The sequence below is a fragment of the Streptomyces sp. NPDC051217 genome, assembly GCF_044455465.1.
Taxonomy (GTDB): Bacteria; Actinomycetota; Actinomycetes; order Streptomycetales; family Streptomycetaceae; genus Streptomyces.
The window spans coordinates 66,515-92,353 of sequence record NZ_JBITEV010000009.1; the positions used below are offsets into that span (position 1 = coordinate 66,515).

At 70.2% G+C, this 25,839-nt stretch carries 25 protein-coding genes and 1 riboswitch; of the genes, 19 read left to right on the forward strand and 6 right to left on the reverse strand.

From position 1 onward, the window contains the following. Positions 1-65 precede the first annotated feature (65 nt). The gene (glgX, locus tag ACIBBB_RS20935; RefSeq protein ID WP_398984061.1) at positions 66-2,393 is read right to left on the reverse strand and encodes a glycogen debranching protein GlgX; all 2,328 of its coding nucleotides are present in this window, start codon (positions 2,391-2,393) and stop codon (positions 66-68) included. A gap of 150 nt (positions 2,394-2,543) precedes the next feature. On the opposite strand from glgX, the gene ACIBBB_RS20940 reads away from it, so the two are divergent. From ACIBBB_RS20940 to ACIBBB_RS21010, 15 genes are all read left to right on the forward strand, one after another. Beyond that, positions 2,544-3,767 carry an Ig-like domain-containing protein gene (locus ACIBBB_RS20940; protein WP_398984063.1) on the forward strand — a complete coding sequence of 408 codons (1,224 nt, stop codon included), beginning with the start codon at positions 2,544-2,546 and terminating at the stop codon, positions 3,765-3,767. 237 nt (positions 3,768-4,004) lie between these two features. Beyond that, entirely contained in the window at positions 4,005-5,249 is a 1,245-nt protein-coding gene (locus ACIBBB_RS20945; RefSeq protein WP_398984065.1) for an Ig-like domain-containing protein, read from the forward strand. A gap of 107 nt (positions 5,250-5,356) precedes the next feature. Continuing rightward, positions 5,357-6,127 carry an enoyl-CoA hydratase/isomerase family protein gene (locus ACIBBB_RS20950; protein WP_398984067.1) on the forward strand — a complete coding sequence of 257 codons (771 nt, stop codon included), beginning with the start codon at positions 5,357-5,359 and terminating at the stop codon, positions 6,125-6,127. A gap of 262 nt (positions 6,128-6,389) precedes the next feature. Beyond that, on the forward strand, positions 6,390-6,899 hold the full coding sequence (locus ACIBBB_RS20955; protein WP_398984069.1) for an ATP-binding protein: 510 nt from the start codon (positions 6,390-6,392) through the stop codon (positions 6,897-6,899). A 117-nt stretch (positions 6,900-7,016) separates the two neighbouring features. Then, positions 7,017-7,232, forward strand: a complete 216-nt coding sequence (locus tag ACIBBB_RS20960; protein WP_398984071.1) for an EF-hand domain-containing protein — start codon at positions 7,017-7,019, stop codon at positions 7,230-7,232. A 209-nt stretch (positions 7,233-7,441) separates the two neighbouring features. Further along, a complete protein-coding gene (locus tag ACIBBB_RS20965) occupies positions 7,442-8,350 on the forward strand; it encodes a CopD family protein (RefSeq protein ID WP_398984073.1) in 909 nt (302 codons plus the stop codon). Positions 8,351-8,644: 294 nt separating this feature from the next. Next, positions 8,645-9,025, forward strand: a complete 381-nt coding sequence (locus ACIBBB_RS20970) for a DUF6221 family protein (protein WP_398984446.1) — start codon at positions 8,645-8,647, stop codon at positions 9,023-9,025. A 259-nt stretch (positions 9,026-9,284) separates the two neighbouring features. Then, entirely contained in the window at positions 9,285-10,958 is a 1,674-nt protein-coding gene (locus ACIBBB_RS20975; protein WP_398984075.1) for an ATP-binding protein, read from the forward strand. Between the two features lie 2 nt (positions 10,959-10,960). After that, entirely contained in the window at positions 10,961-11,368 is a 408-nt protein-coding gene (locus tag ACIBBB_RS20980) for a roadblock/LC7 domain-containing protein (RefSeq protein ID WP_398984077.1), read from the forward strand. After that, positions 11,365-11,733 carry a DUF742 domain-containing protein gene (locus ACIBBB_RS20985; protein ID WP_398984079.1) on the forward strand — a complete coding sequence of 123 codons (369 nt, stop codon included), beginning with the start codon at positions 11,365-11,367 and terminating at the stop codon, positions 11,731-11,733. Before ACIBBB_RS20980 ends, ACIBBB_RS20985 begins: the two co-directional genes overlap by 4 nt. Then, positions 11,711-12,316 (forward strand): GTP-binding protein, encoded by a 606-nt coding sequence (locus ACIBBB_RS20990; RefSeq protein ID WP_398984081.1) that lies wholly within the window; start codon positions 11,711-11,713, stop codon positions 12,314-12,316. The genes ACIBBB_RS20985 and ACIBBB_RS20990 overlap by 23 nt, the downstream gene beginning before the upstream one ends. Beyond that, a complete protein-coding gene (locus tag ACIBBB_RS20995) occupies positions 12,313-13,689 on the forward strand; it encodes a cytochrome P450 (protein ID WP_398984083.1) in 1,377 nt (458 codons plus the stop codon). Before ACIBBB_RS20990 ends, ACIBBB_RS20995 begins: the two co-directional genes overlap by 4 nt. Continuing rightward, entirely contained in the window at positions 13,686-14,939 is a 1,254-nt protein-coding gene (locus ACIBBB_RS21000; RefSeq protein ID WP_398984085.1) for a cytochrome P450, read from the forward strand. Before ACIBBB_RS20995 ends, ACIBBB_RS21000 begins: the two co-directional genes overlap by 4 nt. A 282-nt stretch (positions 14,940-15,221) precedes the next feature. After that, entirely contained in the window at positions 15,222-16,991 is a 1,770-nt protein-coding gene (ctaD, locus tag ACIBBB_RS21005) for a cytochrome c oxidase subunit I (RefSeq protein WP_398984087.1), read from the forward strand. Beyond that, on the forward strand, positions 16,988-17,338 hold the full coding sequence (locus ACIBBB_RS21010) for a hypothetical protein (RefSeq protein WP_398984089.1): 351 nt from the start codon (positions 16,988-16,990) through the stop codon (positions 17,336-17,338). The genes ctaD and ACIBBB_RS21010 overlap by 4 nt, the downstream gene beginning before the upstream one ends. A gap of 12 nt (positions 17,339-17,350) precedes the next feature. Here ACIBBB_RS21010 and ACIBBB_RS21015 read toward each other — a convergent pair whose 3' ends face one another. Then, a complete protein-coding gene (locus tag ACIBBB_RS21015; RefSeq protein WP_398984091.1) occupies positions 17,351-17,677 on the reverse strand; it encodes a DUF3140 domain-containing protein in 327 nt (108 codons plus the stop codon). 317 nt (positions 17,678-17,994) lie between these two features. On the opposite strand from ACIBBB_RS21015, the gene ACIBBB_RS21020 reads away from it, so the two are divergent. Beyond that, positions 17,995-18,366: a hypothetical protein gene (locus ACIBBB_RS21020; RefSeq protein ID WP_398984093.1), complete on the forward strand. Its 372-nt coding sequence runs from the start codon at positions 17,995-17,997 to the stop codon at positions 18,364-18,366. A gap of 66 nt (positions 18,367-18,432) precedes the next feature. Then, positions 18,433-19,203 carry a hypothetical protein gene (locus tag ACIBBB_RS21025; RefSeq protein ID WP_398984095.1) on the forward strand — a complete coding sequence of 257 codons (771 nt, stop codon included), beginning with the start codon at positions 18,433-18,435 and terminating at the stop codon, positions 19,201-19,203. Between the two features lie 96 nt (positions 19,204-19,299). Here ACIBBB_RS21025 and ACIBBB_RS21030 read toward each other — a convergent pair whose 3' ends face one another. The 4 genes from ACIBBB_RS21030 to gcvT all read right to left on the reverse strand — a co-directional run bounded on the left by ACIBBB_RS21030 (position 19,300) and on the right by gcvT (position 23,745). After that, positions 19,300-20,682: an L-serine ammonia-lyase gene (locus tag ACIBBB_RS21030; protein WP_398984097.1), complete on the reverse strand. Its 1,383-nt coding sequence runs from the start codon at positions 20,680-20,682 to the stop codon at positions 19,300-19,302. A gap of 143 nt (positions 20,683-20,825) precedes the next feature. Continuing rightward, complete coding sequence (gene glyA, locus ACIBBB_RS21035; RefSeq protein WP_398984099.1) at positions 20,826-22,094, reverse strand: serine hydroxymethyltransferase; 1,269 nt, start codon at positions 22,092-22,094, stop codon at positions 20,826-20,828. Between the two features lie 16 nt (positions 22,095-22,110). Then, positions 22,111-22,488 carry a glycine cleavage system protein GcvH gene (gene gcvH / locus ACIBBB_RS21040; RefSeq protein WP_398984101.1) on the reverse strand — a complete coding sequence of 126 codons (378 nt, stop codon included), beginning with the start codon at positions 22,486-22,488 and terminating at the stop codon, positions 22,111-22,113. Between the two features lie 90 nt (positions 22,489-22,578). Further along, complete coding sequence (gcvT, locus tag ACIBBB_RS21045) at positions 22,579-23,745, reverse strand: glycine cleavage system aminomethyltransferase GcvT (protein WP_398984103.1); 1,167 nt, start codon at positions 23,743-23,745, stop codon at positions 22,579-22,581. Between the two features lie 160 nt (positions 23,746-23,905). Next, positions 23,906-24,003, reverse strand: a riboswitch (glycine riboswitch). 202 nt (positions 24,004-24,205) lie between these two features. Between gcvT and ACIBBB_RS21050 the strand changes: the two genes are divergently transcribed. Next, positions 24,206-24,880, forward strand: coding sequence for an AAA family ATPase (locus ACIBBB_RS21050; protein ID WP_398984105.1), 675 nt, complete (start codon positions 24,206-24,208; stop codon positions 24,878-24,880). A gap of 145 nt (positions 24,881-25,025) precedes the next feature. After that, entirely contained in the window at positions 25,026-25,775 is a 750-nt protein-coding gene (locus tag ACIBBB_RS21055; protein WP_398984107.1) for an enhanced serine sensitivity protein SseB, read from the forward strand. Positions 25,776-25,839: the final 64 nt, after the last annotated feature.

Here is a 25,839-nt window from a genome sequence, read left to right on the forward strand (position 1 = left end):
CCCGGCGGGGCCTCCGGCTCAGCGCCCCCTCCCTGGGAGGGCCCCGCTCGTGGACGGGGCCCCGCTCACCCCCGTACCCGCAGCAGCAGCACCGACCGCGCGGGCACCGTCGTGACCGTCCCCCCGTCGAGCACCGTCCCCGGCTCGTCCTCCTGGTCCTCCGCCGAGGTGTCGACCACCATTTCGTACGACCGGGCCCAGGGCTCGCCCGGCAGCGCGAAGTCCAGCGGCTCGGCGCCCGAGTGCAGGATCGCCAGGAAGCTGTCGTCGGTGATCTTCCGCCCGCGCGCGTCGCGTCCAGGGATGTCGCGCCCGGACAGGAAGAGCGCGAGCGTCGACGCGGGCGCGTACCAGTCCCGCTCGGTCATCTCCTTGCCGTCGGGCCGGAACCACGCCAGGTCGCGCAGCCCGTCCGGCGCCTGGGCGCGGCCGGAGAAGAACGCGCGGCGGCGCAGCACCGGATGGGCGTGCCGCAGGGCCAGCAGCCGTCTGGTGAGCCGGTAGAGGCCGTAGGAGCCGGGCTGGTCGAGCAGGGACCAGTCGAGCCAGCTCGTCTCGTTGTCCTGGCAGTACGCGTTGTTGCTGCCGCCCTGGGTACGGCCCATCTCGTCGCCGGCGACGAGCATCGGCACACCCGTCGACAGCAGCAGTGTGGTGAGCAGGTTGCGCAGCTGCCGCCGCCGCAGCGCGTTGATCCCCGGGTCGTCGGTCTCGCCCTCCACGCCGCAGTTCCACGCGCGGTTGTCGTCCGTGCCGTCCCTGTTGCCCTCGCCGTTCGCCTCGTTGTGTTTGCGCTCGTAGCTGACGAGGTCGCGCAGGGTGAAGCCGTCGTGCGCGGTGACGAAGTTGACGGAGGCGTACGGCCGCCGGCCGCCCCACGCGTACAGGTCGCTCGACCCGGACAGCCGGTACCCCAGGTCCCGTACGTCGGGCGTGGCGCCGCGCCAGAAGTCGCGTACGGCGTCCCGGTAGCGGTCGTTCCACTCCGTCCACAGCGGCGGGAACGCCCCGACCTGGTAGCCGCCGGCGCCGACGTCCCACGGCTCGGCGATGAGCTTCACCCGCCGCAGCACCGGATCCTGCGCGATCACGGCCAGGAAGGGCGACAGCATGTCGACGTCGTGCATGGAGCGGGCCAGCGCCGCGGCCAGGTCGAAGCGGAAACCGTCGACGCCCATCTCGGTGACCCAGTACCGCAGCGAGTCCGTGATCAGCCGCAGGACCTGCGGCTGGACGACGTCGAGGGTGTTGCCGCAGCCCGTGTAGTCGGCGTACCGGCGGGCTTCGGGCTGGAGGCGGTAGTAGCCGCGGTTGTCTATGCCGCGCAGCGACAGCGTCGGGCCGAGCTCGCCCGACTCCGCCGTGTGGTTGTAGACGACGTCGAGGATGACCTCGATCCCGGCGTCGTGCAGGGCCCGCACCATCTGCTTGAACTCGTCGACCTGCCGGCCGCGGGTGCCGCCCGCGGCGTAGCCGGCGTGCGGGGCGAAGTAGCCGATGGAGTTGTAACCCCAGTAGTTGCGCAGTCCGCGCCGCAGCAGATGGTCCTCGTGCGCGAACTGGTGCACCGGCAGCAGCTCGACGGCGGTCACCCCGAGCCGTACGAGATGCTCGATCGCCGCCGGGTGGGCGAGGCCCGCGTACGTCCCGCGCAGCTCCTCGGGGATGCCCGGATGGCGCATGGTGAAGCCGCGTACGTGCAGCTCGTAGATGACCGTGTCCGCCCAGGGCGTCTTGGGACGCCGGTCGTCGGCCCACTCGTCGTCGGGGGAGTCGTCGTGGACGACGACGCCCTTGGGGACGAACGGCGCCGAGTCGTGCTCGTCGCGCACCGTGTCGGCGACCTGCTGCTGCGGCCAGTCGCGCACATGGCCGTACACCTCGGGCGGCAGCGCGAAGTCGCCGTCGACGGCGCGCGCGTACGGGTCGAGCAGCAGCTTCGCCGGATTCCAGCGGGCGCCCGTCCAGGGGTCCCAGCGGCCGTGCACCCGGAAGCCGTACCGCTGTCCGGGGCGTATGTCGGGCACGAAGCCGTGCCAGATCTCGTGCGTCAGCTCGGTCAGAGGGATGCGGGTCTCGACAAGATCACCTCCTACGGAGGCCGCGTCGGCGCCGTCGTCGAAGAGGCAGAGCTCCACGGCCTCGGCGCCGGCCGCCCAGAGGGCGAAGTTCGTCCCCGCGACCCCGTCGGGACCGACCCGGAAGCGCGCTCCCAGGGGCGTCGGCGCGCCCGGCCACACCTCGGGCGGGGGAGCGGCGGAGGCCGCCGCCCCGACGGCCGCCGCCCCGCTCCCCGCTCGCCTCTCGCCCTCTGCGACCGGATCTCTCACGTGATCCATCATCGGATCCGGGACCGGTTCCCGCACTGTCTCCTGCTCGGCTGCGCTCGCCACCTGTCAGGCCTCCCGGCTCTTCGGCCCCGCGCGTGCGGCAGCCACGGCGTCCCGGCCATGGCTCCCCCCGCGCGGTCCTCCCAGGTGTTCTGCCCGCCGGAAGGCCCGCACTCACGTTTCCCCCCGAGGGGGGTCGTCGTTGGTCGGGTCGTGACACACGTACTGAAGCGGACAGGGACCGGCATGGCCGCCGTCCTGACATGGGCAGGACTGATCGCGGGGCTGGCCGGGCTGACGGGCTGCACCGTCGGCGAGACCTTCACCGAAAGCAAGTCCCGGGCGCCTGGGGACACGATCCGGATCAGCCCCGAGGACGGGGCCAAGGACATCAAGCGCGGCGACCGGATCGAGGTGAAAGTCCCGGACGGGCGGCTGGAGCGGGTCGAGATCGCGCGGGTCGGGAACGCGCAGCGCACCGAGCTGCCGGGCCGGATCTCCGACGACGGGCTCGTGTGGACGCCCAAGGCGGACGCGAACGTCGTGCTCGCCGCGAAGTACACCGTCGACGTGGTCGCGGTGGACGGCGAGGGCCGCCGCTCGGCCCGGCACTCGACCTTCACGACCGCCGTGCCGAGACACCGTTTCATCGGCTACTTCAAACCCGAGAACCGCTCGACCGTCGGCACCGGCATGATCGTCTCCTTCGACTTCAACCGGAAGATCGTGAACCGCGCCGCCGTCCAGCGCGCCATCCGCGTCACCTCCGACCCTCCGGTCGGGATCGTCGGCCATTGGTTCGGCGGGCAGCGCCTGGACTTCCGGCCGCGGGAGTACTGGAAGCCGGGCACCCGGGTCACGGTCGACCTGCGGCTGCGCGACGTGCAGGCGGCGCCGGGGGTCTTCGGTATCCAGGAGAAGACCGTCGGCTTCACCGTCGGCCGCTCCCAGGTGTCCCTGGTCGACGCGGCGAAGCACACCATGGAGGTACGGCGCGACGGTGCGCTCGTTTCGACGGTGCCGATCACGGCCGGGGCGCCCAGGACCACCACGTACAACGGGAAGATGGTCGTCACCGAGCTGTACGACGTGACGCGGATGAACGGCGCCACGGTGGGCTTCGGCGGCGAGTACGACATCAAGGACGTACCGCACGCGCTGCGGCTGACGACGTCGGGAACGTTCCTGCACGGCAACTACTGGGCCACTCCGGACACGTTCGGCGCGCGGAACGTCAGCCACGGCTGCGTCGGTCTGCGCGACGTCAAGGGCGGCAGCGCGGACACCCCGGCGGGCTGGTTCTTCGACAGGACCCTCGTCGGCGATGTCGTGGAAGTGGTCAACTCACCCGACAGGACCGTCGATCCGGACAACGGACTCAGCGGCTGGAACCTCGACTGGCGGAAGTGGAAGGCCGGTTCGGCGCTCGCGCGCTGACCGGAACGGACCGTACGTCTCCTCCGCACCCGCCCTCACCTGCGCGGCCGTCCTTGACTCCAGGGAACGTTGGAACGGAACAGTGACATTCCCGGGGAGTCCGGGACGGCTCGCGGTGTGATTATCTAGCGCCGTGCGCGCGAGCAAAGCGCGCGGGGGTGTGGAGCCCGGTCGTGCGTCGTTCGCACCCGGCTCCGAGGCCGTGGCGGGACCCGGCCGTGTGAGGGGAGACGACCATTGAACGGGCAGCCGATTTCGGGGACATCGGCGACAGCCGGCCGGGGACGGGGCAGAGGACTGACGGCGTTCGCGCTGGGGACTCTGCTGCTGTTCGTGACGGCGTGCGGTGGGGGCGGCGGCTCCGACGAGGGCGGTGACGGCAAGAACGACAAGGACGGCGGGAAGGTAGAGAACGCCGCGTCGCAGGCGGTCGTGACGGTCGCTCCCAAGGACGGCGCGAAGTCGGTCGCGACGAGCGGCGCGCTCAGGATAACGGCGAGCAAGGGCAAGCTGACGACCGTCACCGTCGAGGACAGCAAGGGCAACGCGGTCGAGGGCAAGATGGCCGCCGGCGGGACGGCCTGGGAGCCGGCCCGTCATCTGGCGGGTGCCACCAAGTACTCGGTGCACGCGATCGCCAAGGACGCCGAGGGCCGGGTCTCGGCGAAGGACACCACGTTCACCACGCTCGTACCGAAGAACACCTTCATCGGTCACTACACGCCCGAGGACGGCTCGACGGTGGGCGTCGGTATGCCGGTCTCGCTCAACTTCACCCGCGGGATCACCGATCCCGAGGCCGTGGAGAAGGCCATCAAGGTGACCGCCGAACCGTCGGTCCCCATCGAGGGCCACTGGTTCGGCAACGACCGCCTCGACTTCCGCCCGGAGAAGTACTGGGCCGCGGGCACGAAGGTGACCGTGGAACTGGGCCTCGACGGTGTCGAGGGACGGCCCGGGGTGTACGGCGAGCAGTCCAAGACGGTGAAGTTCACCATCGGCCGCTCCATGGTCTCCACGGTCGACGCCAAGGCCAAGACGATGAAGGTCGTCAAGGACGGCAAGCAGATCAAGAAGGTCGCGATCACCGCCGGCGCGCCGTCGACCACGACCTACAACGGCCAGATGGTCATCAGCGAGAAGCACAAAGTGACGCGGATGAACGGCGCCACGGTGGGCTTCGGCGGTGAGTACGACATCAAGGACGTGCCGCACGCGATGCGGCTGTCCACGTCGGGCACCTTCATCCACGGCAACTACTGGGCGTCCGCCGGGACGTTCGGGTCGGCCAACGTCAGCCACGGCTGCGTCGGACTGCGCGACGTGCGGGGCGGCTACGACAAGAACATGCCGTCCGCGTGGTTCTACGACCAGTCGATCATCGGTGACGTGGTGATCGTGAAGAACTCCAACGACAAGGACATCGCCCCGGACAACGGCCTCAACGGCTGGAACATGTCCTGGGCCCAGTGGACGAAGTAGTCCCACCGCAGGACCCGAGGGCCCGCCGCACCCCTGCCAGGTGCGCCGGGCCCTTCCGCGTGTCAGGGGCTGGGGCCTGTTTTGGATCAGGCCCTAATGTGCCTCGTATGTCATCTGTGAATCTCGAAGTCTCCGGCGGCGTCGGCACCATCCGGCTGGACCGCCCGCCCATGAACGCGCTGAACATCGCGATCCAGGACCGGCTCCGTGAACTGGCGGTGGAGGCCGGCGCGCGCGACGACGTGCGGGCCGTGATCCTCTACGGCGGCGAGAAGGTGTTCGCCGCCGGGGCGGACATCAAGGAGATGCGCGACATGGACCACGCGGCGATGGTCGTACGCTCCCGGGCCCTCCAGGAGTCGTTCACGGCCGTGGCGCGGATCCCCAAGCCCGTGGTCGCCGCCGTCACCGGCTACGCGCTGGGCGGCGGCTGCGAGTTGGCGCTCTGCGCCGACTTCCGGATCGCCGCCGACAACGCGAAGCTCGGCCAGCCCGAGATCCTGCTCGGCCTGATCCCGGGCGCGGGCGGCACCCAGCGGCTCGCCCGGCTGATCGGGCCGTCCAAGGCCAAGGACCTCATCTTCACGGGCCGTCAGGTGAAGGCGCCCGAGGCGCTCACGCTGGGGCTCGTCGACCGCGTCGTACCGGCGGACGAGGTGTACGAGCAGGCGCACGCGTGGGCCGGCAAGCTCGCCCAGGGCCCGGCGCTGGCGCTGCGGGCGGCCAAGGAGACCGTGGACGCGGGCCTGGAGACGGATCTGGAGACGGGACTCGCGCTCGAACGCAACTGGTTCGCGGGCCTGTTCGCCACCGAGGACCGTGAGCGCGGCATGCGCAGCTTCGTGGAGGACGGGCCGGGCAAGGCCAACTTCCTCTGACTCCACCCCCGTTGGACAGCGGAAGGGTGCGCGTCAACCTGGTGCCCGGCTCAGCTCCGCCTTAAGGCAGCCTTAAGGCGGAGCGGTCGATCACTTCTGGTGATCACCCGTGCGTGACGTGTTATCGCAGATCAGAGTGGGTAAGAGGGGCGGCGTCCTGCCATGGTCATATGCCAAACCCAATAGTCCGGGTGGGCCGTCCGGGGGCGCCGATTCCCCCGGAACGCCCCCGAGAGCCCGCCTGGGCAGCCATGATGGACACATGGCGGGCCTTGAGGGTGTGGAACAACCGCGGCACGGCGGCGACCGGACCGCTACGCGATTGACGCCGGCCGTCGAGGACGAACAGGCGCGCGGAGTGCTCGAACTGTTCGGAAACCCGACGGAGGGGGAGGTCCGCCTGGCCTCCCTCCCCGAGTCCGCCCTCGCGGCCCGCAGACTCACCCACATCGTGGTGCTGCGCCAGTGGGCGTTGACCCCGCTGATGGCCGAGCAGTCGGTGCTGCTCGTCTCCGAACTCGTCGGCAACGCCGTACGGCACACCGGTGCGCGCGTGTTCGGCCTGCGGATGCTGCGCCGCCGCGGCTGGATCCGTATCGAGGTGCGGGACCCCTCGCGCGGACTGCCGTGTCTGCTGCCGGTGCGTGATCTGGACACCAGCGGGCGGGGACTGTTCCTGGTGGACAAACTCTCCGACCGGTGGGGCGTGGATCTGCTGCCGCGCGGCAAGACGACCTGGTTCGAGATGCGGGTCTCCGACCGACGCCCCTGAGGGCGTACGGAGACGAGGACCGTCCCCGTACGGGGCTTCGCCGGGCCCCCGCCGAGGTGGTGGAGGTGTGCCGATAATCTGACTTCTGTCAGTAGGGCACGAGAAGGGGCGGAAGCAGTGGCGGACATCGAAGAGGCACGCAAGGCGTTCGACCGTTTCGACGCGGACAAGGACGGACTGATCACGGCGGCCGAGTACAAGAGCGCGATGGCCCAGCTCGGCGACTTCCGTGTCACGGAGACCGTCGCGCAGGCCGTGATCAACGCCCACGACTCCAACAACGACGGACTCCTCACCTTCGAGGAATTCCTGGCGTCCCGCGCCAAGGGCTAGGCAGTGTCTGACAAATCCCGTCCGGCTCGCGGCGCCCGGCACGCGCGCTCCCCGCGTTGTCGGGTCGCCCGAGTACGTCCGGTCCATCCACAACGCGGATCCTCCGTCTTGGGATCGCACGCATCAGCCGCCGTGAGCCCCACCCTGCGGGCGGACGTCGCTACTTCTGAACACGCCCTGTACCGACTGCCCGTCCAGAGCCGGGCGGGGTGAGGCCGGCGAGACGGAGCGAGGCCGCCGGCGTCGTCGGCGCCATAGCGGCGCTGCTCGTGGTGCTGTACGGCGCGGGCCTCGCCTCGCGCGGCACCGGCGAGCTGCGGATCCCCGCCGCCGGCACCACCTCCTTCCTGCGCGCCGCTGTCTTCGCGGCGCTCGCCCTGCATCTCGGCGAACTGGCGGGCGCCGCGCTCGCCCGCTCCGGCCCGCTGCCGCGCTCCCTGGCACTCCTCGCCGCGCTCGCCGGAGCCGCCGCGTCGGCCGGGCAGATCGTGGTCCTCGCGGTGGTGAGCGACCTCGACATCCCCGCGACGTACGGCACCCGCGAGGGCGGCCTGCTGCTCGTCATGGCCAACGGCTTCCTGCTCGCCGCCGGATGCGTCGGCGTCGGGCGCCCGCGCCGGGCGCTCCTCCCGCTCGCCGGGGTGATCCTCGCGGAGGCGCTGCGCGCCCACCCGGAGCCGTACTCGCCGGAGTGGGGCACCGCCCTCACGGTCGTCCACCTGACCGCCGCCTCCCTGTGGGCCGGCGGCCTCTGCCATGTCCTGCGCACCATGTGGCTGCGGCGCGCCACCCCGGCGGACGCCCGCGCCGTGCTGGCCCGTTACGCGCGCGGCGCCGTCTGGACGCTGGTCGTGCTGGGGGCCACCGGCACGCTGTCCACGCTGCGCCGGCTGCCCGCCGACGTGGTGCTGACGTCGGCGTACGGGCGCGTCCTCATCGCGAAGCTCGTACTCGTCGCGGTGGCGAGCGCGCTCGCCCTGGCGGCACGCGGACGCCTCCGGCGCAGCCGGGACGCGCATGTCGCGGCCCGTGTCGAACTGGCCGTCCTGGCGGCCGTGGTGCTGCTCTCGGCCGTCCTCACGGTGGTCCCCGACCCGCACTGGCTCAGTACGCGCTGAGCGGGGGTGCGGGCCGGTGCCGGGTCTCAGGCCGCCGCGTCGTGGCCCGGCGCCCAGTCCTGCGCCTCGGCGGTCCTGAGCGCGTAACCGGCCCCCACGGCACGGTACTTGTGTACCGGGATCTCCGCCCTTTCGCCCCGGACCGGTCGCAGTGGCGGTCCGGCCGCCCACTTCGGTGGTGCATCCTCTGTTGAAAGGACGTGAACAAGTGCGGGTACGAGCACGGATACGGGTACGAGTGATGAGCGGAACGGCACGGCGAGGGATCCGGACGTGAAAGCAGACAACACGAACATGCTGGCCTTCATTCGGGCACGCCTGGACGAGGAGGAGCAGGTCGCGAGGGCGGCAGGCGGCGAATCCTGGCGGTGTCCGCCCGAGGCGCCGGGCGAGGTCCACGACCGCTCGGGCGGGATCTCGTTCAGCGTGCGGACACAGGGGTACGACCGCCACATCGCCCTCCAGGACCCCGCCCGCACACTGCGCCGCATCGAGACGAGCAGAGTACTTCTGGGCGAGTACGCGGAGGTCGAGCATCTGGACGTCGACCGCCCGCGGCACGACTTCCCCTCGGGCCGCGCCGTGGGGATGGGCTTCGTCGTACGGCAGATGGCGGCCGAGTACGCCGGGCACCCCGAGTACCAGGCGAAGTGGCTGCCGCGATTCACGCAGTAGCGGGCAGGAACCGGGGCCGCCACGGGGGTCGGAGGGGCTGTCCGTTCGGGCATGTGGGAGTGCGGTCCCGGTGCGGAGCGGGCAGGTCACCGCCCGTGTACGAGAAGTGACCGCTCCATATGCCGATCGGATATACGATCACTCAACCATGTCTGGTTCGGGGGTGGTTGGCGAGTCACCCGCATGCGCACCCGCGCACGAGCCGCCGCGGACGACTCACCGACCGGACATCGACCTCAGTCAACTCGAAGGTTCTCCCATGGTCCGATCCCCCACGATTCCCCCCGCATTACCTCCGGCCGCCGGTGGGACACGGCTCCTGTGGCCGGTCACGCGGCTTCTGGCCCCGCTCGCCTTCGCCGCGGGCGGGGTGCCTCTGGCGGGCGTACACATCGGGGCGGCGGTGGCGTACGGCGCGGTCGCCCTGCTGGTCCTCGCCGCCATGGAATCCCTGCGCGGACAGCACCGTGCGGCCGTGTCGGACGCGGCGCGGTGGCGGGCGGAGGCCGAGCGCGTACGGGCAGAGGCGGAAGACGTACGGGCGGAGGCCGAGGACGTACGGGCCGAACTCGACAGCCGCGAAGCCCACTGGCAGGGCCGCGTCCGGGACCGGGCCGAACTGGTCCGCGCGGAAGTCGAGTTCACCGTCATGAAGCGACTGCCCGCCGCGCTCTCCAGGACCGAGGAGATCCCGAAGCCGCTGCACGGCGAAGACGAGTTGGGTCCGGGCGTCGCCGAGTGGCTCGACCGGATGCTGACCGCCGTCACCGAGGCGGCCGACGACCGTGAGGAGTCGCAGCGGCTCTCACTGGTCGAGCTGGCGAGCCGGGTGCAGACCTCCGCGCACCGGATCCAGGCGACCGTGACAGGTCTGGCCGACCGTTACCCGGGCGACGCGGATCTGCTGGAGACCACCATGCTGGTCGACCACGCGGCCACCCAGCAGGCCCGGCACGCACAGAGCCTCAAGGTGCTGTGCGGCGAGTGGCCCGGCCAGCAGTGGCAGCGACCGCTCGCACTGGTGGACGTCGTACGCGCCGCGTCCGGACGTATCGTCGCCTTCAAGCGCGTCGAGGTCAGCGGCGACCCGGACGTGGGCGTCACCCCGTCCGTCGTGGAACCGCTGATCCATCTCATCGCCGAACTCCTCGCCAACGCCACCGAGTACTCGCCGCCGAAGACCGGCGTGCCCGTGACGGTGCGTACGGTGCAGCGCGGTGCGGTCATCGAGGTGGACGACGGCGGGCTCGGCCTGGACGAGTACCGGCTGGGCGGGGCGCGCGAGATCGTCTCGGGCCGCCGGCTGCTCGGTGTCGGCGACGTGGGCGAGATTCCGCGGACCGGATTCGCGGTCGTGGGCCGTTTCGCCGAACGGCACGGCTTCCAGGTCGATCTCGGGCCCTCGCCGTACGGCGGTGTCCGGGCCGTGGTCCTGGTGCCGGTGGACGTACTCCAGACGCTGGCACCCGCCGGTACGCCTGCCGGGCGGGTCCTGCCCTCGACGCAGCCGGTCCCGGAGGTCCCGACGCCCGCGTCGGCTCCGGAGGCCGCGCCCGCGCCCGGCGGGTCCGCCCCGGCCGAGGCACCCGCCCCTGCCGAGCTCCCCGCCCCGGCCGAGGCACCCGCCCCCGCGCCGGTGATCCCCCCTCCGGCCGCCGCCCCCACCCCGCCGCGCACCGGCCGCCGGCTTCCGCAGCGCCGTTCGCGGCGCGACGAGTACGAGCCCGGCGCCCCCACGGTGCCCCCCGCCCCCACCGCCGTCACCCCGCCCGGCTCGCCGGAAGAGGCAGGCGACTGGATGGAGCAGTTCTTCGAGGGCGGCCGCACCCTGCCGCCCTCCGGCGAGTCCGCCGCCACGGACTCCGCCACCGACGAGGGCCCGCACGACCCACCCTCGTCAGCCACCCCCCTCCCCCCAGAAGGACAGACGTGACTATGAGCTACGTGGAGAACCCGGAGCAGCGCGGCTGGATGATCGCCGAGGTCGCCGTCGTACCCGGGGTCGAGCGCGTGATCGTCTTCAGCGCCGACGGGCTCCTGCTGGCCAGCTCCGAGGGCATGGACCGGGACTCCGCCGAGCGCCTGTCGGCCAGTTGCTCCGGCCTCCAGTCCCTCGGCCGCAGCCTCGGCCGCGAGTTCGGCGAGGACGGCGGAGCCGTACACCAGCAGATGGTGGAGTTCAACGGCGGTTTCCTCTTCATGCGCAGCGCCAACGGAGCCCATCTCGCCGTCGTGACGGGCCCCGTGGTGGACCCGAAACTCGTCGCCAAGCAGATGCAGGCGCAGGTGATCAAGATCGGCGCGGGCAACCTGAGCAGTCCGCCGCGCCAGGACTCCGTATGAGTGGTCCGGGAGAGGAGGAGTACGCGGACAGCGCGTTACGTCCGTATGTGATCACCAAAGGGCGCTCCCGGCCGACCCGCAACACCATAAGTATCGAGACCCTCCTCGTGGCGATCAGTCCTCCACGCGCCCTGCCGGTCTCGGCGACCAGGGAAGAACGCGCCCTGGTGCGGATGTGTGAGCGGCTGCTCTCCGTCGTGGAGGCGGCCGCCCATCTCGAACTGCCGGTCAGCCTGGTGAAGGTGCTGGCGTCCGATCTCGTCGACAGCGGCCATCTGGCCGCCCGTTCGGGTGTGCCCAAGGCCGCCATGTCCGACCCGCAACTCCTCCAGGAGGTACTGGATGGTCTCCGTCGGCTCCGCTGACCGCTATTTGCCCGACACTGTCCAGCAGGCCGTCAAGATCCTCATCGTGGGCGCCTTCGGCGTCGGCAAGACCACGCTGGTCGGCTCGGTCAGCGAGATCGAACCGCTGCGTACCGAGGAGGTCATGACGCAGGCGAGTATCGGCGTGGACGACCTGGCGGGCATGAGTACGAAGACCACGACCACCGTCGCCATGGACTTCGGCCGGATCACCCTCAACTCCCGCCTCGTGCTCTACCTGTTCGGGACACCCGGACAGCGCCGCTTCTGGGACCTGTGGGAGGGGCTGGCGGAGGGCGCGCTCGGCGTCCTCGTCATCGTCGACACCCGAAGACTGGAGGACAGCTTCGACGTCCTCGAACAACTGGAGCTGCGGGGGCTGCCGTTCGCGGTCGCCGTCAACCAGTTCCCGGACAGCGAGCGGTACGGCGCGGACGAACTGCGCGGCGCGCTCGACCTGTTGCCCGCGACGCCGGTGGTGGTGTGCGACGCGCGGGAGCACGCGTCGTCCGTCGACGCCCTGATCAGCCTTGTCGAGTATGTGTCGGCGAGCTCGTTACGTACCCCGGAGACCACCTCATGAGTTCCGCCCCGAAGCCCGCGTCGACGTCCGCGTCCGCCGGCGCCTCCGCCGACGCCTCCGAGCCGGTGACGTCGCCTCCGCCCGGGTGCCCGGCGCACCGCTCCCACTCCGGCGGCGGCACGGGGCTGCTCCCGCTGTCCGCCGCCGTCGGCGCGCCCGACCCGCGCGCCGTCTACCGCCAACTCCGCGCCGAATGGGGCAACGTGGCCAAGGTGGAACTCGAACCGGGCGTCCCCGCCTGGCTCGTGATGGGCTACCGGGAGCTGCTGACCATCACCCGGCAGGAGCAGATCTACTCCCGCGACGGCCGCAAGTGGCGCCATATGTACGACGGTGTCGTCGCGCCCGACTCGGGTCTGCTGCCGATGATGGGCTGGCGCGCCAGCGTCATCGGGTCCGACGGCCCCGAGCACCGGCGGCTGCGCAAGCCGCTCGACGACGGCATCGCGCGGATCGACCAGCGCAAGGTGCGCCGCCATGTCGAGGAGATCTGCACCGACCTGATCGCGGAGTTCTCCGAGCGCGGCAGCGCGGATCTGGTGAACGAGTACGCCACGATCGTGCCGATGCTCTCCCTCGCCTCGCTCTTCGGTCTGGACGCCATCGAGGGACGGGAGTTGCTGGACGCGCTCATCGCCCTGTTCGGCAGTGCGGACGACTCGCAGGCCGGTAACCGGCACTTCGAGGAGATCCTGCTCGACACGGTGCGCGAGCGGCGGCGCAACCCGACCGACGACATGACGACGGTCTTCATCAACCACCCCAACCTCCACAACGAGGCCGAGCGCCTCCAGTCGATCGTGGTGATGATCTCCGCCGGAAACGAGACGGTCACCGCCTGGATCGCGCACACGCTGCGCCTGATGCTCACCGACCCGCGCTTCGCCGCCCGGCTGCACGGTGGCCGGCTCGGGGTCGACGACGCGCTCGACCAGGCGCTGTGGCGCGACCCGCCCATGAACAACATGCCGGCCCGCTACGCCCTGCACGACACCGAGCTGGGCGGCCGGTTCATCCAGCGCGGCGACTGCCTCATCCTCGGACACGCCGCCGCCAACGACGACCCGGCGATCCGCCCCGACGAGGGTGACGAGGAGCCGGGCAACCGCGCCCACCTCGCCTTCTCGGCCGGACCGCATGTCTGCCCGGCGCAGGTACCGGCGCGGCTCATCACACGTACGGCCGTGAACACCGCGCTGAATCTGCTGCCCGACATGGAACTTGACCTCCCCGCCGAGGAGCTGACCTGGCGCCCCTCGCCGTGGACGCGGGTCCCCGTCGCACTCCCGGCACGGTTCTCGGCGGCGCGGATTCCGCTCCGGACACGCCCTAGTTCGCCACACACCAGCCCGAGTTCTGGAGACGCACCATGACCTTGCGAGCCACAGCCCCCTCCGAGTCGGAGATACCGGTCGTCACCCTCGACCCGCGCGGCAGGGACCACCACGGCGAAGCGGCCGCACTCCGTGAACTGGGCCCCGTGGTCCGTATCAAGCTGCCCGGAGACGTGATGGCGTGGTCGGTGACCGACCACGCCCTGCTGAACGACATGATCGCCGACCCGCGCTTCAGCAAGGACTGGCGCAACTGGAACGCGGTCCTGCGCGGCGAGATATCCGACGGCTGGCCGCTCATCGGGATGGTGAAGGTCACCAACATGGTCACCTCGGACGGCCAGGAGCACCGCAGGCTGCGGAAACTGGTCACCCAGACCTTCACGCCCCGCCGGGTCCAGGAGCTGCGCCCGCGCATCGAGCAGATCGTCGACGAGCTCCTGGAGGCGCTGCCGTCGCACGCGGACGCCGACGGCAGGGTCGACCTCCGCCGCCACTTCGCCCACCCGGTGCCGATGCGGGTGATCTGCGAACTGTTCGGCGTGCCCGAGCACGAGAGGCCCCGGCTGAAGGAGCTGATGGACAACATCTTCCGCTCCGACCTGGGGCCCGAGGAGGTGACGGCGAGTCAGATCGAGCAGTACGAGCTCCTCGCCCGGGTCGTCGACAACTGCCGCGACAACCCCGGCCCCGACCTGACCAGCGCGCTCATCGCCGCCCGCGAGGAGGACCCCGACTCGCTCAGCGAGGAGGAACTGGTCGGCACACTCCTGCTGATGCTCTCCGCCGGCCAGGAGACGACGCTGAGCCTCATCACCAACGCCGTACGCGCCCTGCTCACGCACCCCGACCAGCGCACGGTGGCCGAACAGGGCGACGAGGCGGTCTGGTCGGACGTGGTCGAGGAGACCCTGCGCTGGGACGCCCCGATCGGCAACTTCCCCTTCCGCTACCCCCTGGAGGACGTCGAGATCGCCGGCGTCCGCATCCCCCAGGGCGAGGCGATCATGGCCCCGTACAGCGCGGTCGGCCGCGACAAGGCCCAACACGGCGACGCGGCGGACGAGTTCGACATCACCAGGGACCAGCGCAAACACCTGGCCTTCAGCCACGGCCCCCACTTCTGCCTGGGCGCCCCGCTGGCCAGGCTGGAAGCGGCGCTCGCGATCCCGGCGGTCTTCAAGAGGTACCCCCGGCTGACGCTGGCGATCGACCCGTCGGACCTGATCCCGGTCCCGTCCCTCTTCTCCAACAGCTCCACCACACTCCCGGTCCGCCTGGGCGTCTGACAGGCGCCGCCGCCGAAGGCCCCGGTCCCGACACCGCGCCACGCCGGGCGCGATATCGGGAACGGGGCCTTTTGCCGAACAAAGAACAATATGCGCGCATGGTCGACGTGAGCACCGGCATGCCCCACGAACGTGTGAAACCCCGCCTGACGGCCCCTTCCGGGCAAGTCAGGACAACTGGCATGGAATACATTGCGGGCGTAATCATCCTTTTTTCGCTGGGTTTGCCCTGCCGGCATGTGCGGGTTCGCGTCGGTGGTCGGTGAGTGAACTGGAGTTGGTGTGGCAGCACAGCCCGGATTTGGAGTCGAAGCCCCGCAGGAGAGTGAGGACGACTCGTACCAGAACGAGCTGCCGGTGCGGCGGAAAGAGCCCGGCAATGTCGTCATCAGGTGGCTGACCACCACCGACCACAAGACGATCGGCACGCTCTATCTGATCACGTCCTTCGCCTTTTTCGTGATGGGCGGAATCATGGCGCTGGTCATGCGCGCCGAACTGGCCCGGCCCGGCATCCAGATCGTGTCGCACGAGCAGTTCAACCAGGCGTTCACGATGCACGGCACGATCATGCTGCTGATGTTCGCGACGCCGCTGTTCGCGGGATTCACCAACTGGATCATGCCGCTCCAGCTCGGCGCGCCCGATGTGGCGTTCCCGCGGCTGAACATGTTCGCCTACTGGCTCTACCTGTTCGGCTCGATCATCGTGGTGTCCGGTTTCCTCACCCCGCAGGGCGCGGCCGACTTCGGCTGGTTCGCCTACTCCCCGCTCACGGACTCGGTCCGCTCGCCCGGCATCGGCGGCGACCTGTGGATCATGGGTCTGGCCTTCAACGGTTTCGGCACGATTCTCGGCGCGGTCAACTTCATCACGACGATCGTCTGTATGCGCGCGCCCGGCATGACGATGTTCCGGATGCCGATCTTCTGCTGGAACGTGCTGCTGACGGCCGTACTGGTCCTGCTCGCCTTCCCCGTCCTGGCCGGTGCTCTCCTCGCCCTGGAGGCCGACCGGAAATTCGGTGCGCACATCTTCGACGCCGCCAACGGCGGTCCGTTGCTGTGGCAGCACCTCTTCTGGTTCTTCGGCCATCCGGAGGTGTACATCATCGCCTTGCCGTTCTTCGGGATCGTCACCGAGATCCTCCCGGTGTTCAGCCGCAAGCCGGTCTTCGGCTACATCGGTCTGGTCGGCGCGACGATCGCCATCGCCGGGCTGTCCGCCACCGTCTGGGCCCATCACATGTTCGTCACCGGTGGGGTGCTGCTGCCGTTCTTCTCGTTCATGACCTTCCTGATCGCGGTACCGACCGGGGTGAAGTTCTTCAACTGGATCGGCACGATGTGGAAAGGCTCGCTGTCCTTCGAGACACCGATGCTGTGGTCGATCGGATTTCTCGTCACGTTCCTTTTCGGTGGTCTGACGGGCATCATCCTGGCCTCGCCGCCGATGGACTTCCATGTCTCCGACTCGTACTTCGTCGTCGCCCACTTCCATTACGTCGTCTTCGGCACGGTGGTGTTCGCGATGTTCGCCGGCTTCCATTTCTGGTGGCCGAAGATGACGGGCAAGATGCTGGACGAACGGCTCGGGAAGATCACCTTCTGGACGCTGTTCATCGGCTTCCACGGCACGTTCCTGGTGCAGCACTGGCTGGGCGCGGAAGGTATGCCACGGCGGTACGCGGACTATCTCGCCGCCGACGGTTTCACCGCCCTGAACACCACGTCCTCGATCAGCTCGTTCCTGCTCGGCCTCTCGTTGCTGCCGTTCTTCTACAACGTCTGGAAGACCGCCAAGTACGGGAAGAAGATCGAGGAGGACGACCCGTGGGGCTACGGCCGCTCACTCGAATGGGCGACGTCTTGCCCGCCGCCGCGGCACAACTTCCTCACGCTGCCGCGTATCCGCTCCGAATCCCCGGCGTTCGACCTGCACCACCCGGAGGTCACCGCACTTGAGGACGCGCACAACGCGGGCCGCAGGGACGTCGTGGAACCCGAGGCGGACGTCCGCGGTCCATCGGGAGACGACAAGGACCGGCCGTGATCGGCAAGTCCTCACCGTCGTCGAACGAGGCCGCCGCGGGCATCCAGCAGCTGGAGGGCTACCTGCTGGCCCAGAGCCGGGTACGGGAGGCCCGCGCGCACGCCGTGGTTTTCGCCGACCGCATGCCGTGGCTGACCACCGCACAGCACGAAGAGGTCGTCAGCCTCTACACCCAGGACCACATCGCCATGTCCCGGCGAGCGCTGGAACTGGTGGTGGCGCGCGCCGGTGAACTGCGCCAGGAGTACACCGCGCGCTACGAGCTGCTGCGGCGGCGCCTGGTGTGCGCGAGCCTCACCGCGGTGATCGGCGCCGGCTGCGTCGTGGTGTGGCACGTCCCCCGCTGACGGCCGGCGGCCTCAGAGCGAGCCTTCGGGCGCCGACCTGAGCGGGTCGTGACCCAGCCTCATCAGCTGGTCACGGCTCGGCCGGCCGTCCGCACCGGGAGCGAAGTCCTCGACGCGCTCCACCACGTCGTACATGACCCGGGTGTCCTCCTCGGTCAGCTCGCTCCGGCGCTTCTGCAGGATCTCCAGCACCCGCAGCCCGGTACTCGTCCACTCGGAGCCGCCGTCGGCGCCCGCGTCCGTCTGGAGGACCACACCGATCTCCTGGGAGGTCATGTTGACCACGCCGTGGAATTCGGTCCAGAGCGTTTCGAGTTCGAGTGCGGACATACCGGCCATGTCATTCGCTCCTGAGATCCTCGCCGTGCGGATGGAGTTCCTTCCCCCGGTACTTCGATACCGCTCTTACCCGGCGGAGGCGACTTGGACGCAGCTCAGTGGAGTGCCCCGCACCAGGGCGATGCCGATCCGGTTCCTCAGGGGCCTCGTGGGGGCCCGGCATTATACCCCTGCCGGGTATCTGGGAGTGCGGCCTGAGCGAGCTGGATACGACGGTCGGGATCGAACGTGCGAGCGGGGAGGGTGGTGGGGATCACCGTAAGATGACGGATGCGATCACCCGGCCGAACTTCCCTGTGCGGAAAGCCTGTTGACCGTTGGTCGAGCGGCTGGAACGAGAGAAGCACAAGAAGCAGGACACCCGTCGCGTCCTGCTCTACCCCACGCCCCACGCCCTCACGGAGCCGCAGCTCATCTCTCTCAGCGACCAGGGTGACAAGCTGTCGGACCTTCTGGAGGACAGAGACTCCGGACTGGGCCGGCGGGCCATCGAGTTGGGATTCCGGGCCCGTTTCTCCGGCGACGACGGGACCGGCGAGCAGTTCGATGCCTATCTCCGTGAGCGCGGAATACAGGTGCCTACGCCGAACTCCGACCGGACCAAGGTCGATGAACCCGATCAGGACACCCTGGAGGAGATCATCACCTATGTGGGCGAATGTCCGCTGCCTGATGAGGAAACTCAGTGAGACCGAGGCTGCGCGTGCGCGCCCTGACGGGTTGCCTGGCGCTTTCCGACTCGTTCAAGGAGATCCGTGGGTGTCGTTGACGGTCAATGGTGGAGCCTGTGGTGGCCATGGGTACTCGTCTGGCTGCTGACGGCCGCGTGCGTCTTGGTCCTCGCCCGGCATGTGCTGCTGCGCTTCGGCTGGCTGCGGCGCCGGCGCCCGACGGATCGCACTTTCCCCGGTATGTGCTTCTACCTGCACCACCAGCGCGTCATGGACATCTACCAGACCGGTGGCTTCTCGGCAGCCCTTGAGCAGGAGGTGGCCGACCGGACCAATGTCAACAGCGGCGTCGGGCTGCTGGGCAAGTTCGGGTTCGGGGAGGGGAAGGCGCACCGTGAGGTCACCAAAGAGCGGTTCACCACGTATGTGCAGGAGAACACCCCCATCACGGTGATAGGCATGCTCATGGACACGATGCGCAAGGAGGACGTCGTGGTGCACGCCGACCTCACAACCGACCACCTCGTGCCCAACCGAACATTCGCCGACACGATGCGCGAGAGCGGCGCCGACGAGGCATCGCTGAGCGCTGTCATGTCGGAGTTCGTCTCGGTCACCGGCCGGTTCACCGCCCGCAGTTCGAGCGGCGGCGAGGTCGTGCTGCGCGCCCGTTACGGCAACGCGGAGCCGCCCTCCCATGTGAAGATCATTTGCGAGTCGACCGGGGTCCGCGAGGGGTTCCAGCACGAGGAGTACTTCAGCGGGGAGTTCCAGGCCCGCTGCCTCGGCAAGGTGAAGACCTGGAACCGCGAGGCGGGCGAGCTGACGTTGGACGCGGTAGCCATCTTCCGCTGAGCGTCGTAGGAACCGGGCATGTCGGCAAGGACGAGATGCCCACAGCACGGACATGGGCGGGGACGGCTCATGGGCGCAGTCCGGCCGATGCCGCCGTCAGCACTCGATGATGTTCACCGCGAGCCCGCCCCGCGCGGTCTCCTTGTACTTGACCGACATGTCGGCGCCGGTCTCCTTCATCGTCTTTATGACCTTGTCCAGCGACACCTTGTGGCTGCCGTCGCCGCGCAGTGCCATCTTCGCCGCCGTCACCGCCTTGACCGCCGCCATGCCGTTGCGCTCGATGCAGGGGATCTGTACGAGGCCGCCGACCGGGTCGCAGGTCAGGCCGAGGTTGTGTTCCATACCGATCTCGGCGGCGTTCTCGACCTGCTCGGGGCTGCCGCCCAGGACCTCCGCGAGGGCGCCCGCCGCCATCGAGCAGGCGGAGCCGACCTCGCCCTGGCAGCCGACCTCGGCGCCCGAGATGGACGCGTTCTCCTTGAAGAGCATGCCGATCGCGCCGGCGGCGAGCAGGAAACGGACGACGTCGTCGTCCTTCTCGGCGTCCGTGTGGCCGGCCGCGGCGAAATTCAGGTAGTAGTGCAGCACCGCCGGGATGATGCCCGCCGCGCCGTTCGTGGGGGCGGTGACGACGCGGCCGCCCGCCGCGTTCTCCTCGTTGACCGCCATCGCGTAGAGGGTGATCCACTCCATCGCGCGGGCCGCCGGGTCGCCCTCGGCGCGCAGCTGCCGGGCGGAGTTCGCCGCGCGGCGGCGGACCTTGAGGCCGCCGGGCAGGAGGCCCTCGCGGGTCATGCCGTGTGACACGCACTCCCGCATGGCCCCCCAGATCTCCAGCAGCCCCTCGCGGATCTCGGTCTCCGTGCGCCACGCCTTCTCGTTCTCCAGCATCAGCGCGGAGATCGAGAGCCCGGTCTCGCCGGCCAGCCGCAGCAGCTCGTCACCGCTGCGGAAGCGGTACGTCAGCACCGTGTCGTCCAGCTTGATGCGGTCCTCGCCCACGGCGTCCTCGTCCACGACGAAGCCGCCGCCGACCGAGTAGTACGTCTTCTCCAGGAGCGTGCCGCCGGCGGAGTCGTACGCGAAGACCGTCATGCCGTTCGCGTGGTACGGCAGCGCCTTGCGCCGGTGCAGGATCAGGTCCGCGTCGAAGTCGAAGGGGATCTCGTGCATCCCGAGCAGGCTGATCCGGCCGCTGCCGCGGATGGCCTCCACCCGCGCGTCGGCGGACTCGACGTCGACCGTACGGGGGGACTCGCCGGCCAGGCCCAGCAGCACCGCCTTGGGCGTCCCGTGGCCGTGGCCGGTGGCGCCGAGAGAGCCGAACAGCTCGGCCCGAACCGAGGCGGTGTGGGCCATCAGGCCCTCGTTCTTCAGCCTCCGCGCGAAGAGACCGGCCGCGCGCATGGGGCCGACCGTATGGGAGCTGGACGGGCCGATGCCGATCGAGAACAGGTCGAAGACCGAGATGGCCACGGTGGGACTCCTTGTGGACTGGTAGACGCCGTTGTCTGCCGGGGGTGGTGCAGAAAACGTAACTACAGGTGCGACGGTACGGCGCGCCGCGCGCGCCGGTCGGGTGCGCGCGGCGCGGCCGTGGGCCTTGGTCGCGGGTGCGACTACAGGCTGGGGTACAGCGGGTGCTTCGTCGCCAGTGCCGTCACGCGCGCCGCCAGGGCCTCGCGGTCGAACTCCGGCTTCAGGGCCGAAGCGATGACGTCCGCGACCTCGGTGAAGTCCTCGGCCGTGAAGCCGCGGGTGGCCAGTGCCGGGGTGCCGATCCGCAGGCCGGAGGTGACCATCGGCGGGCGCGGGTCGTTCGGGACGGCGTTGCGGTTGACCGTGATGCCGATCTCGTGCAGCCGGTCCTCGGCCTGCCGGCCGTCCAGCTCCGAGTTCCGCAGGTCGACCAGGACCAGATGCACGTCCGTACCGCCCGACAGGACCGAGACGCCGACCTCGGTGACGTCGTCCTGGACCAGCCGCTCGGCGAGGATGCGCGCGCCGTCCAGCGTGAGCTGCTGGCGCTCCTTGAACTCCTCGGTCGCCGCGATCTTGAAGGAGACCGCCTTCGCCGCGATGACATGCTCCAGCGGGCCGCCCTGCTGACCCGGGAAGACCGCGGAGTTGATCTTCTTGGCCAGCTCCTGGGTGGAGAGGATCACGCCGCCACGAGGGCCGCCCAGGGTCTTGTGCGTGGTCGTGGTGACGACGTGCGCGTGCGGCACCGGGTTCGGGTGCAGCCCGGCCGCGACCAGACCGGCGAAGTGCGCCATGTCGACCATCAGGTACGCGTCGACCTCGTCGGCGATCCGGCGGAACGCGGCGAAGTCGAGCTGACGCGGGTACGCGGACCAGCCGGCCACGATGAGCTTGGGGCGCGACTCCTTCGCCAGGCGCTCGACCTCGGCCATGTCGACCTGGCCGCTCTCCTCGTCGACGTGGTAGGCGACCACGTTGTAGAGCTTGCCGGAGAAGTTGATCTTCATGCCGTGCGTCAGGTGACCGCCGTGGGCCAGGTTCAGGCCCATGATCGTGTCGCCGGGCTTCAGCAGCGCGAACATCGCCGCGGCGTTGGCCTGCGCGCCGGAGTGCGGCTGCACATTGGCGTGCTCGGCGCCGAAGAGCGCCTTCACCCGGTCGATCGCGATGTTCTCGATCACGTCGACGTACTCACAGCCGCCGTAGTAGCGGCGGCCCGGGTAACCCTCGGCGTACTTGTTGGTCAGGACGGAGCCCTGGGCCTCCATGACGGCGACCGGAGCGAAGTTCTCCGACGCGATCATTTCGAGCGTCGACTGCTGTCGGTGGAGTTCGGAGTCGACGGCGGCGGCGACGTCCGGGTCGAGCTCGTGGAGTGAGGAGTTGAGGAGCGACTTCGAAGACATCACAGTCCCTGGGGTCTCAGTTGCCGGAGAATTCGGTGTACTCGTCGGCGGAGAGCAGGTCCTTCGGCTCCTCCGCGACGCGTACCTTGAACAGCCAGCCGCCCTCGAAGGGCGCGGAGTTCACCAGCGAGGGGTCGTCCACGACGTCCTGGTTCGCCTCGGTGACCTCACCCGTCACGGGGGAGTACAGGTCGCTGACCGACTTGGTCGACTCCAGCTCGCCGCAGGTCTCGCCCGCGGTCACCGTGTCACCGACCGCGGGGAGCTGGGCGAACACGACGTCGCCGAGGGCGTTCGCCGCGAACTCCGTGATGCCGACCGTCGACACGCCGTCCTCGGCGGTCGACAGCCACTCGTGCTCCTTGCTGTAGCGCAGCTGCTGGGGGTTGCTCATGGCGTGAATTCTCCTGTACGCGGGGGAGTGGTGGTGAACACGTGTCTTGCCCAGTGAGATACCGGCCCGGCACCTCGCGGGTGCCGGGCGCTACTTCTGTCGCTTGTAGAAGGGCAGCGCGACGACCTCGTACGGCTCGATCGAGCCGCGGATGTCGACCCCGACACCCGCCGTGCCCGCCGCGGCGTGCGACGCGTCCACGTAGGCCATCGCGATCGGCCGGCCCAGCGTCGGCGACGGCGCGCCCGAGGTGACGTGGCCCACCACCTGTCCTTCGGCCACGACCGGATATCCGGCGCGCGGCACCCGGCGGCCCTCGGCGACGAGCCCCACCAGCTTGCGCGGCGGCGCGCTCTCGGCCCGCTCGGCGGCGGCCTCCAGCGCCGTACGGCCCACGAAGTAACCCTCCTTCTCGAACTTGACGACCCTGCCCAGGCCCGCGTCGAAGGGCGTGAGACCGGTGTTGAGCTCCTGCCCGTACAGCGGCATCCCGGCCTCCATGCGCAGGGTGTCGCGGCAGGAGAGCCCGGCCGGTACGAGTCCGGCGGACGCGCCCGCGGCCGTCAGCGCCTGCCACAGCCCTTCCGCGTGCCGGGGCTCCACGAACAGCTCGAAGCCGTCCTCACCCGTGTAGCCGGTGCGGGCGATCAGCGCGGGCACGCCCGCGACGGTGCCGGGCAGCCCGGCGTAGTACTTGAGCCCGTTCAGATCGGCGTCGGTGAGCGGGGCGAGGATGCCGGGCGACTCGGGGCCCTGGACGGCGAGGAGCGCGTACGCGTCGCGGTCGTCCCGCACCTCGACGTCGAAGTCCGCGGCGCGGCCCGTCAGCTCGTCGAGCACCACCTGCGCGTTGGAGGCGTTCGCGACGACCATGAATTCGGGTGACCCGTGGCTGTCGAGGCGGTACACGATCAGGTCGTCCAGGATGCCGCCGTCCTCCTGGCAGATCATGGTGTAGCGGGCGCGGCCCACGGCGACCGAGCCGATATTGCCGACCAGCGCGTAGTCCAGCGCCTCGGCCGCCTGTGGGCCGGTGACGGTGATCTCACCCATGTGGGAGAGGTCGAAGAGCCCGGCCTTCGTACGGACGGCGAGGTGCTCCTCGCGCTCGCTGGCGTACCGCAGCGGCATGTCCCAGCCCGCGAAGTCGGTCATCGTGGCGCCCAGCGCGCGGTGCACGGCGTCGAGCGCGGTGTGGCGCGGGCCGTCGGGACCAGCCGCCGCGTCGGGGGCGGGGGTGTGAGACGTATTGCTCATAGGTGTGGCTCCCAGGGGCATGACAGAGAGGACAATCCTCCCCATCTGTCATCGGAACCTGAGAGGTTCACCACGACGTGTACGTACACGTACGCATACGGAGGTCGTGACTTGCACCTTGGGTGGAAGCGCCTGACGGCGATTCGCTTTTCAGATCTGCCTCGTCCGCGCGGTACTGGGCCTGAGAGATTCAAGGGAGGGACTTGCTCCTTCGGCGCCTGGCACCCACGGTGACCAGGACTCTCCCGCGCGGATTCGAACGGCCGTTATGGAGTTGGCGCGCACATCATCGCACGCGCCGGTCTCCCCGGGGAGGGAGGGCGGCGAGGGCGTCCGTCCGGCCGATCGGACGGGCCGACAGGGCCGTGATCAGCAAAACGCTTGTGCCGTATTACCCATTCTTTACACTTCAAGGGCAGGGAACATCGACCAGGGCGATGGACCCCACAGGGGGAGGGCGATGACGTTGCAGCGGTCCCGTGCAGGCGCGTACGCGACGACCGCGGGGGTGCCCGCCCAGCCGGCAGCCGTCCCCCGCCGGACCTTGGCGGCGGTCCCGCCGGTCGTCCGGGACCTGCGCGAACGGAGCAGCCGGGGGCCCCGGCGCCTGACGTTCGGCGACGGCGACGTGGTCGTCGTCTCCGGGCTGCCGGGCAGCGGGAAGTCCACGCTGATCGGCCGTGCCGCGGCGGGCCGGGGGATCGACTCGCAGGACACCCGCGACCGCTGGGCACGCCGGCTGCCCGCGCGGCTGCCGTACGCGGTCTACCGGCCGCTGGTGCGCCTCGCGCACTACGCGGGGCTGCGGCGGGCGCTGCGCTCCGGCGCGAGCGTCGTGGTGCACGACTGCGGCACCCAGGCGTGGGTACGCCGCTGGCTGGCCCGCGAGGCGCGGCGGCGCGGCAGACGGCTCCATCTCGTCCTGCTGGACGTCACGCCGAAGACGGCCCGCGCCGGCCAGCGCGAACGCGGCCGCGGTGTGTCGGGCTACGCCTTCGCCCGCCACCGCCGCGCGGTGTCCCGCCTGGTCACGGGCGCGGAGTCGGGCCGCCTCCCGGCGGGCTGTGTCTCGGCGGTCCTGCTGGACCGTGACGCGGCGGGCGCGCTGGTGGGGATCGACTTCCGGGGGGCATGAGCGGGGCGCGCGCCGGTCGGATCCGGCCACCGGCGCCCGGCCGGCCGGGCCCGCGCAGGGCCACAACGGCAGCGACCCCGCAGGGTTAGGGTCTTCCGGGGTACGCGGGGGCGGGGAAGTCGTACGGGGCGATACGGGAGAGTCAGTGAACACAGCATGGCCGGGCAACGAGTTGGAAGAGGTGCTCGCCGCGTCGCTCGGGAACACGGCGGCGGGCGGGCGGCTGGTCGAGGTCCTCGGCCGCAGCCAACTCTGGGTGCCGCTCCCCAACGGCGGCGGACCGGACAGCCCCGGACTCGATCTGCCCACCCTGGAGATCGAGGGCGCGCCGTACGTCCCGGTCTTCAGCTCCGAGCAGCAGTTCCTCCAGTGCGTCGGGGCCCATATGCCCTTCACGGTCGCCCCGGCCCGTGAGTTCGCGCGCGGCCTGCCCCCGCAGCTCGGTATCGCCGTGAACCCCGGCGGCATGGTCGGCGCGCCGCTGCCGCCGCTCGCCGTCGCCGAGCTGTGCCGGGTGGGCCGTACGCCGCTGGACGGGCCCGCGAGCGGCGGCCGGGTGCGGCTCTTCGAGCCCGACTGGCAGGAGGACCCCGTCGACTTCCTGACGGCGGCCGCCGAGGAGTTCGAGGCGTCCGGCGTCGTCCTCACCGCGCGCCGGGGCCTCGCGAGCATCGAGGGCGAACCCCCGGTGCTCTTCATCGGCGTCCAGCTCTCCTCCTGGGAGGCCGCCGAACGCAACGCGCCCATGGACGCGCTCGGCAGGGCGCTCGGCCGGGTCCAGGTCGGCTGGCCGGTCAATCTCGTACTGCTGGACGCCACCCAGGATCCGGTAGGAACGTGGATGGTGGCGCGGGTGCGGCCCTTCTACCAGCGGACGGCCGTCCCGCCCGCGTAACACGCCGTGCGGCCCGTGCCCCGGATCCGGCCATGACCCGCCGGACTAAGCTGGTTTGATGGCC

Excerpts from the sequence above, each read along its gene's own strand:
- ACIBBB_RS20985 (WP_398984079.1), top strand. The coding sequence starts at position 11,365 with ATGAGTGGTCCGGGAGAGGAGGAGTACGCGGACAGCGCGTTACGTCCG.
- gcvT (WP_398984103.1), bottom strand. The coding sequence starts at position 23,745 with ATGAGCAATACGTCTCACACCCCCGCCCCCGACGCGGCGGCTGGTCCC.
- ACIBBB_RS20975 (WP_398984075.1), top strand. The coding sequence starts at position 9,285 with ATGGTCCGATCCCCCACGATTCCCCCCGCATTACCTCCGGCCGCCGGT.
- ACIBBB_RS20990 (WP_398984081.1), top strand. The coding sequence starts at position 11,711 with ATGGTCTCCGTCGGCTCCGCTGACCGCTATTTGCCCGACACTGTCCAG.
- ACIBBB_RS21050 (WP_398984105.1), top strand. The coding sequence starts at position 24,206 with ATGACGTTGCAGCGGTCCCGTGCAGGCGCGTACGCGACGACCGCGGGG.
- ACIBBB_RS20970 (WP_398984446.1), top strand. The coding sequence starts at position 8,645 with ATGCTGGCCTTCATTCGGGCACGCCTGGACGAGGAGGAGCAGGTCGCG.
- ACIBBB_RS20950 (WP_398984067.1), top strand. The coding sequence starts at position 5,357 with ATGTCATCTGTGAATCTCGAAGTCTCCGGCGGCGTCGGCACCATCCGG.
- ACIBBB_RS20995 (WP_398984083.1), top strand. The coding sequence starts at position 12,313 with ATGAGTTCCGCCCCGAAGCCCGCGTCGACGTCCGCGTCCGCCGGCGCC.
- gcvH (WP_398984101.1), bottom strand. The coding sequence starts at position 22,488 with ATGAGCAACCCCCAGCAGCTGCGCTACAGCAAGGAGCACGAGTGGCTG.
- ACIBBB_RS20955 (WP_398984069.1), top strand. The coding sequence starts at position 6,390 with ATGGCGGGCCTTGAGGGTGTGGAACAACCGCGGCACGGCGGCGACCGG.
- ACIBBB_RS20980 (WP_398984077.1), top strand. The coding sequence starts at position 10,961 with ATGAGCTACGTGGAGAACCCGGAGCAGCGCGGCTGGATGATCGCCGAG.
- ACIBBB_RS21000 (WP_398984085.1), top strand. The coding sequence starts at position 13,686 with ATGACCTTGCGAGCCACAGCCCCCTCCGAGTCGGAGATACCGGTCGTC.
- ACIBBB_RS21015 (WP_398984091.1), bottom strand. The coding sequence starts at position 17,677 with ATGGCCGGTATGTCCGCACTCGAACTCGAAACGCTCTGGACCGAATTC.
- glyA (WP_398984099.1), bottom strand. The coding sequence starts at position 22,094 with ATGTCTTCGAAGTCGCTCCTCAACTCCTCACTCCACGAGCTCGACCCG.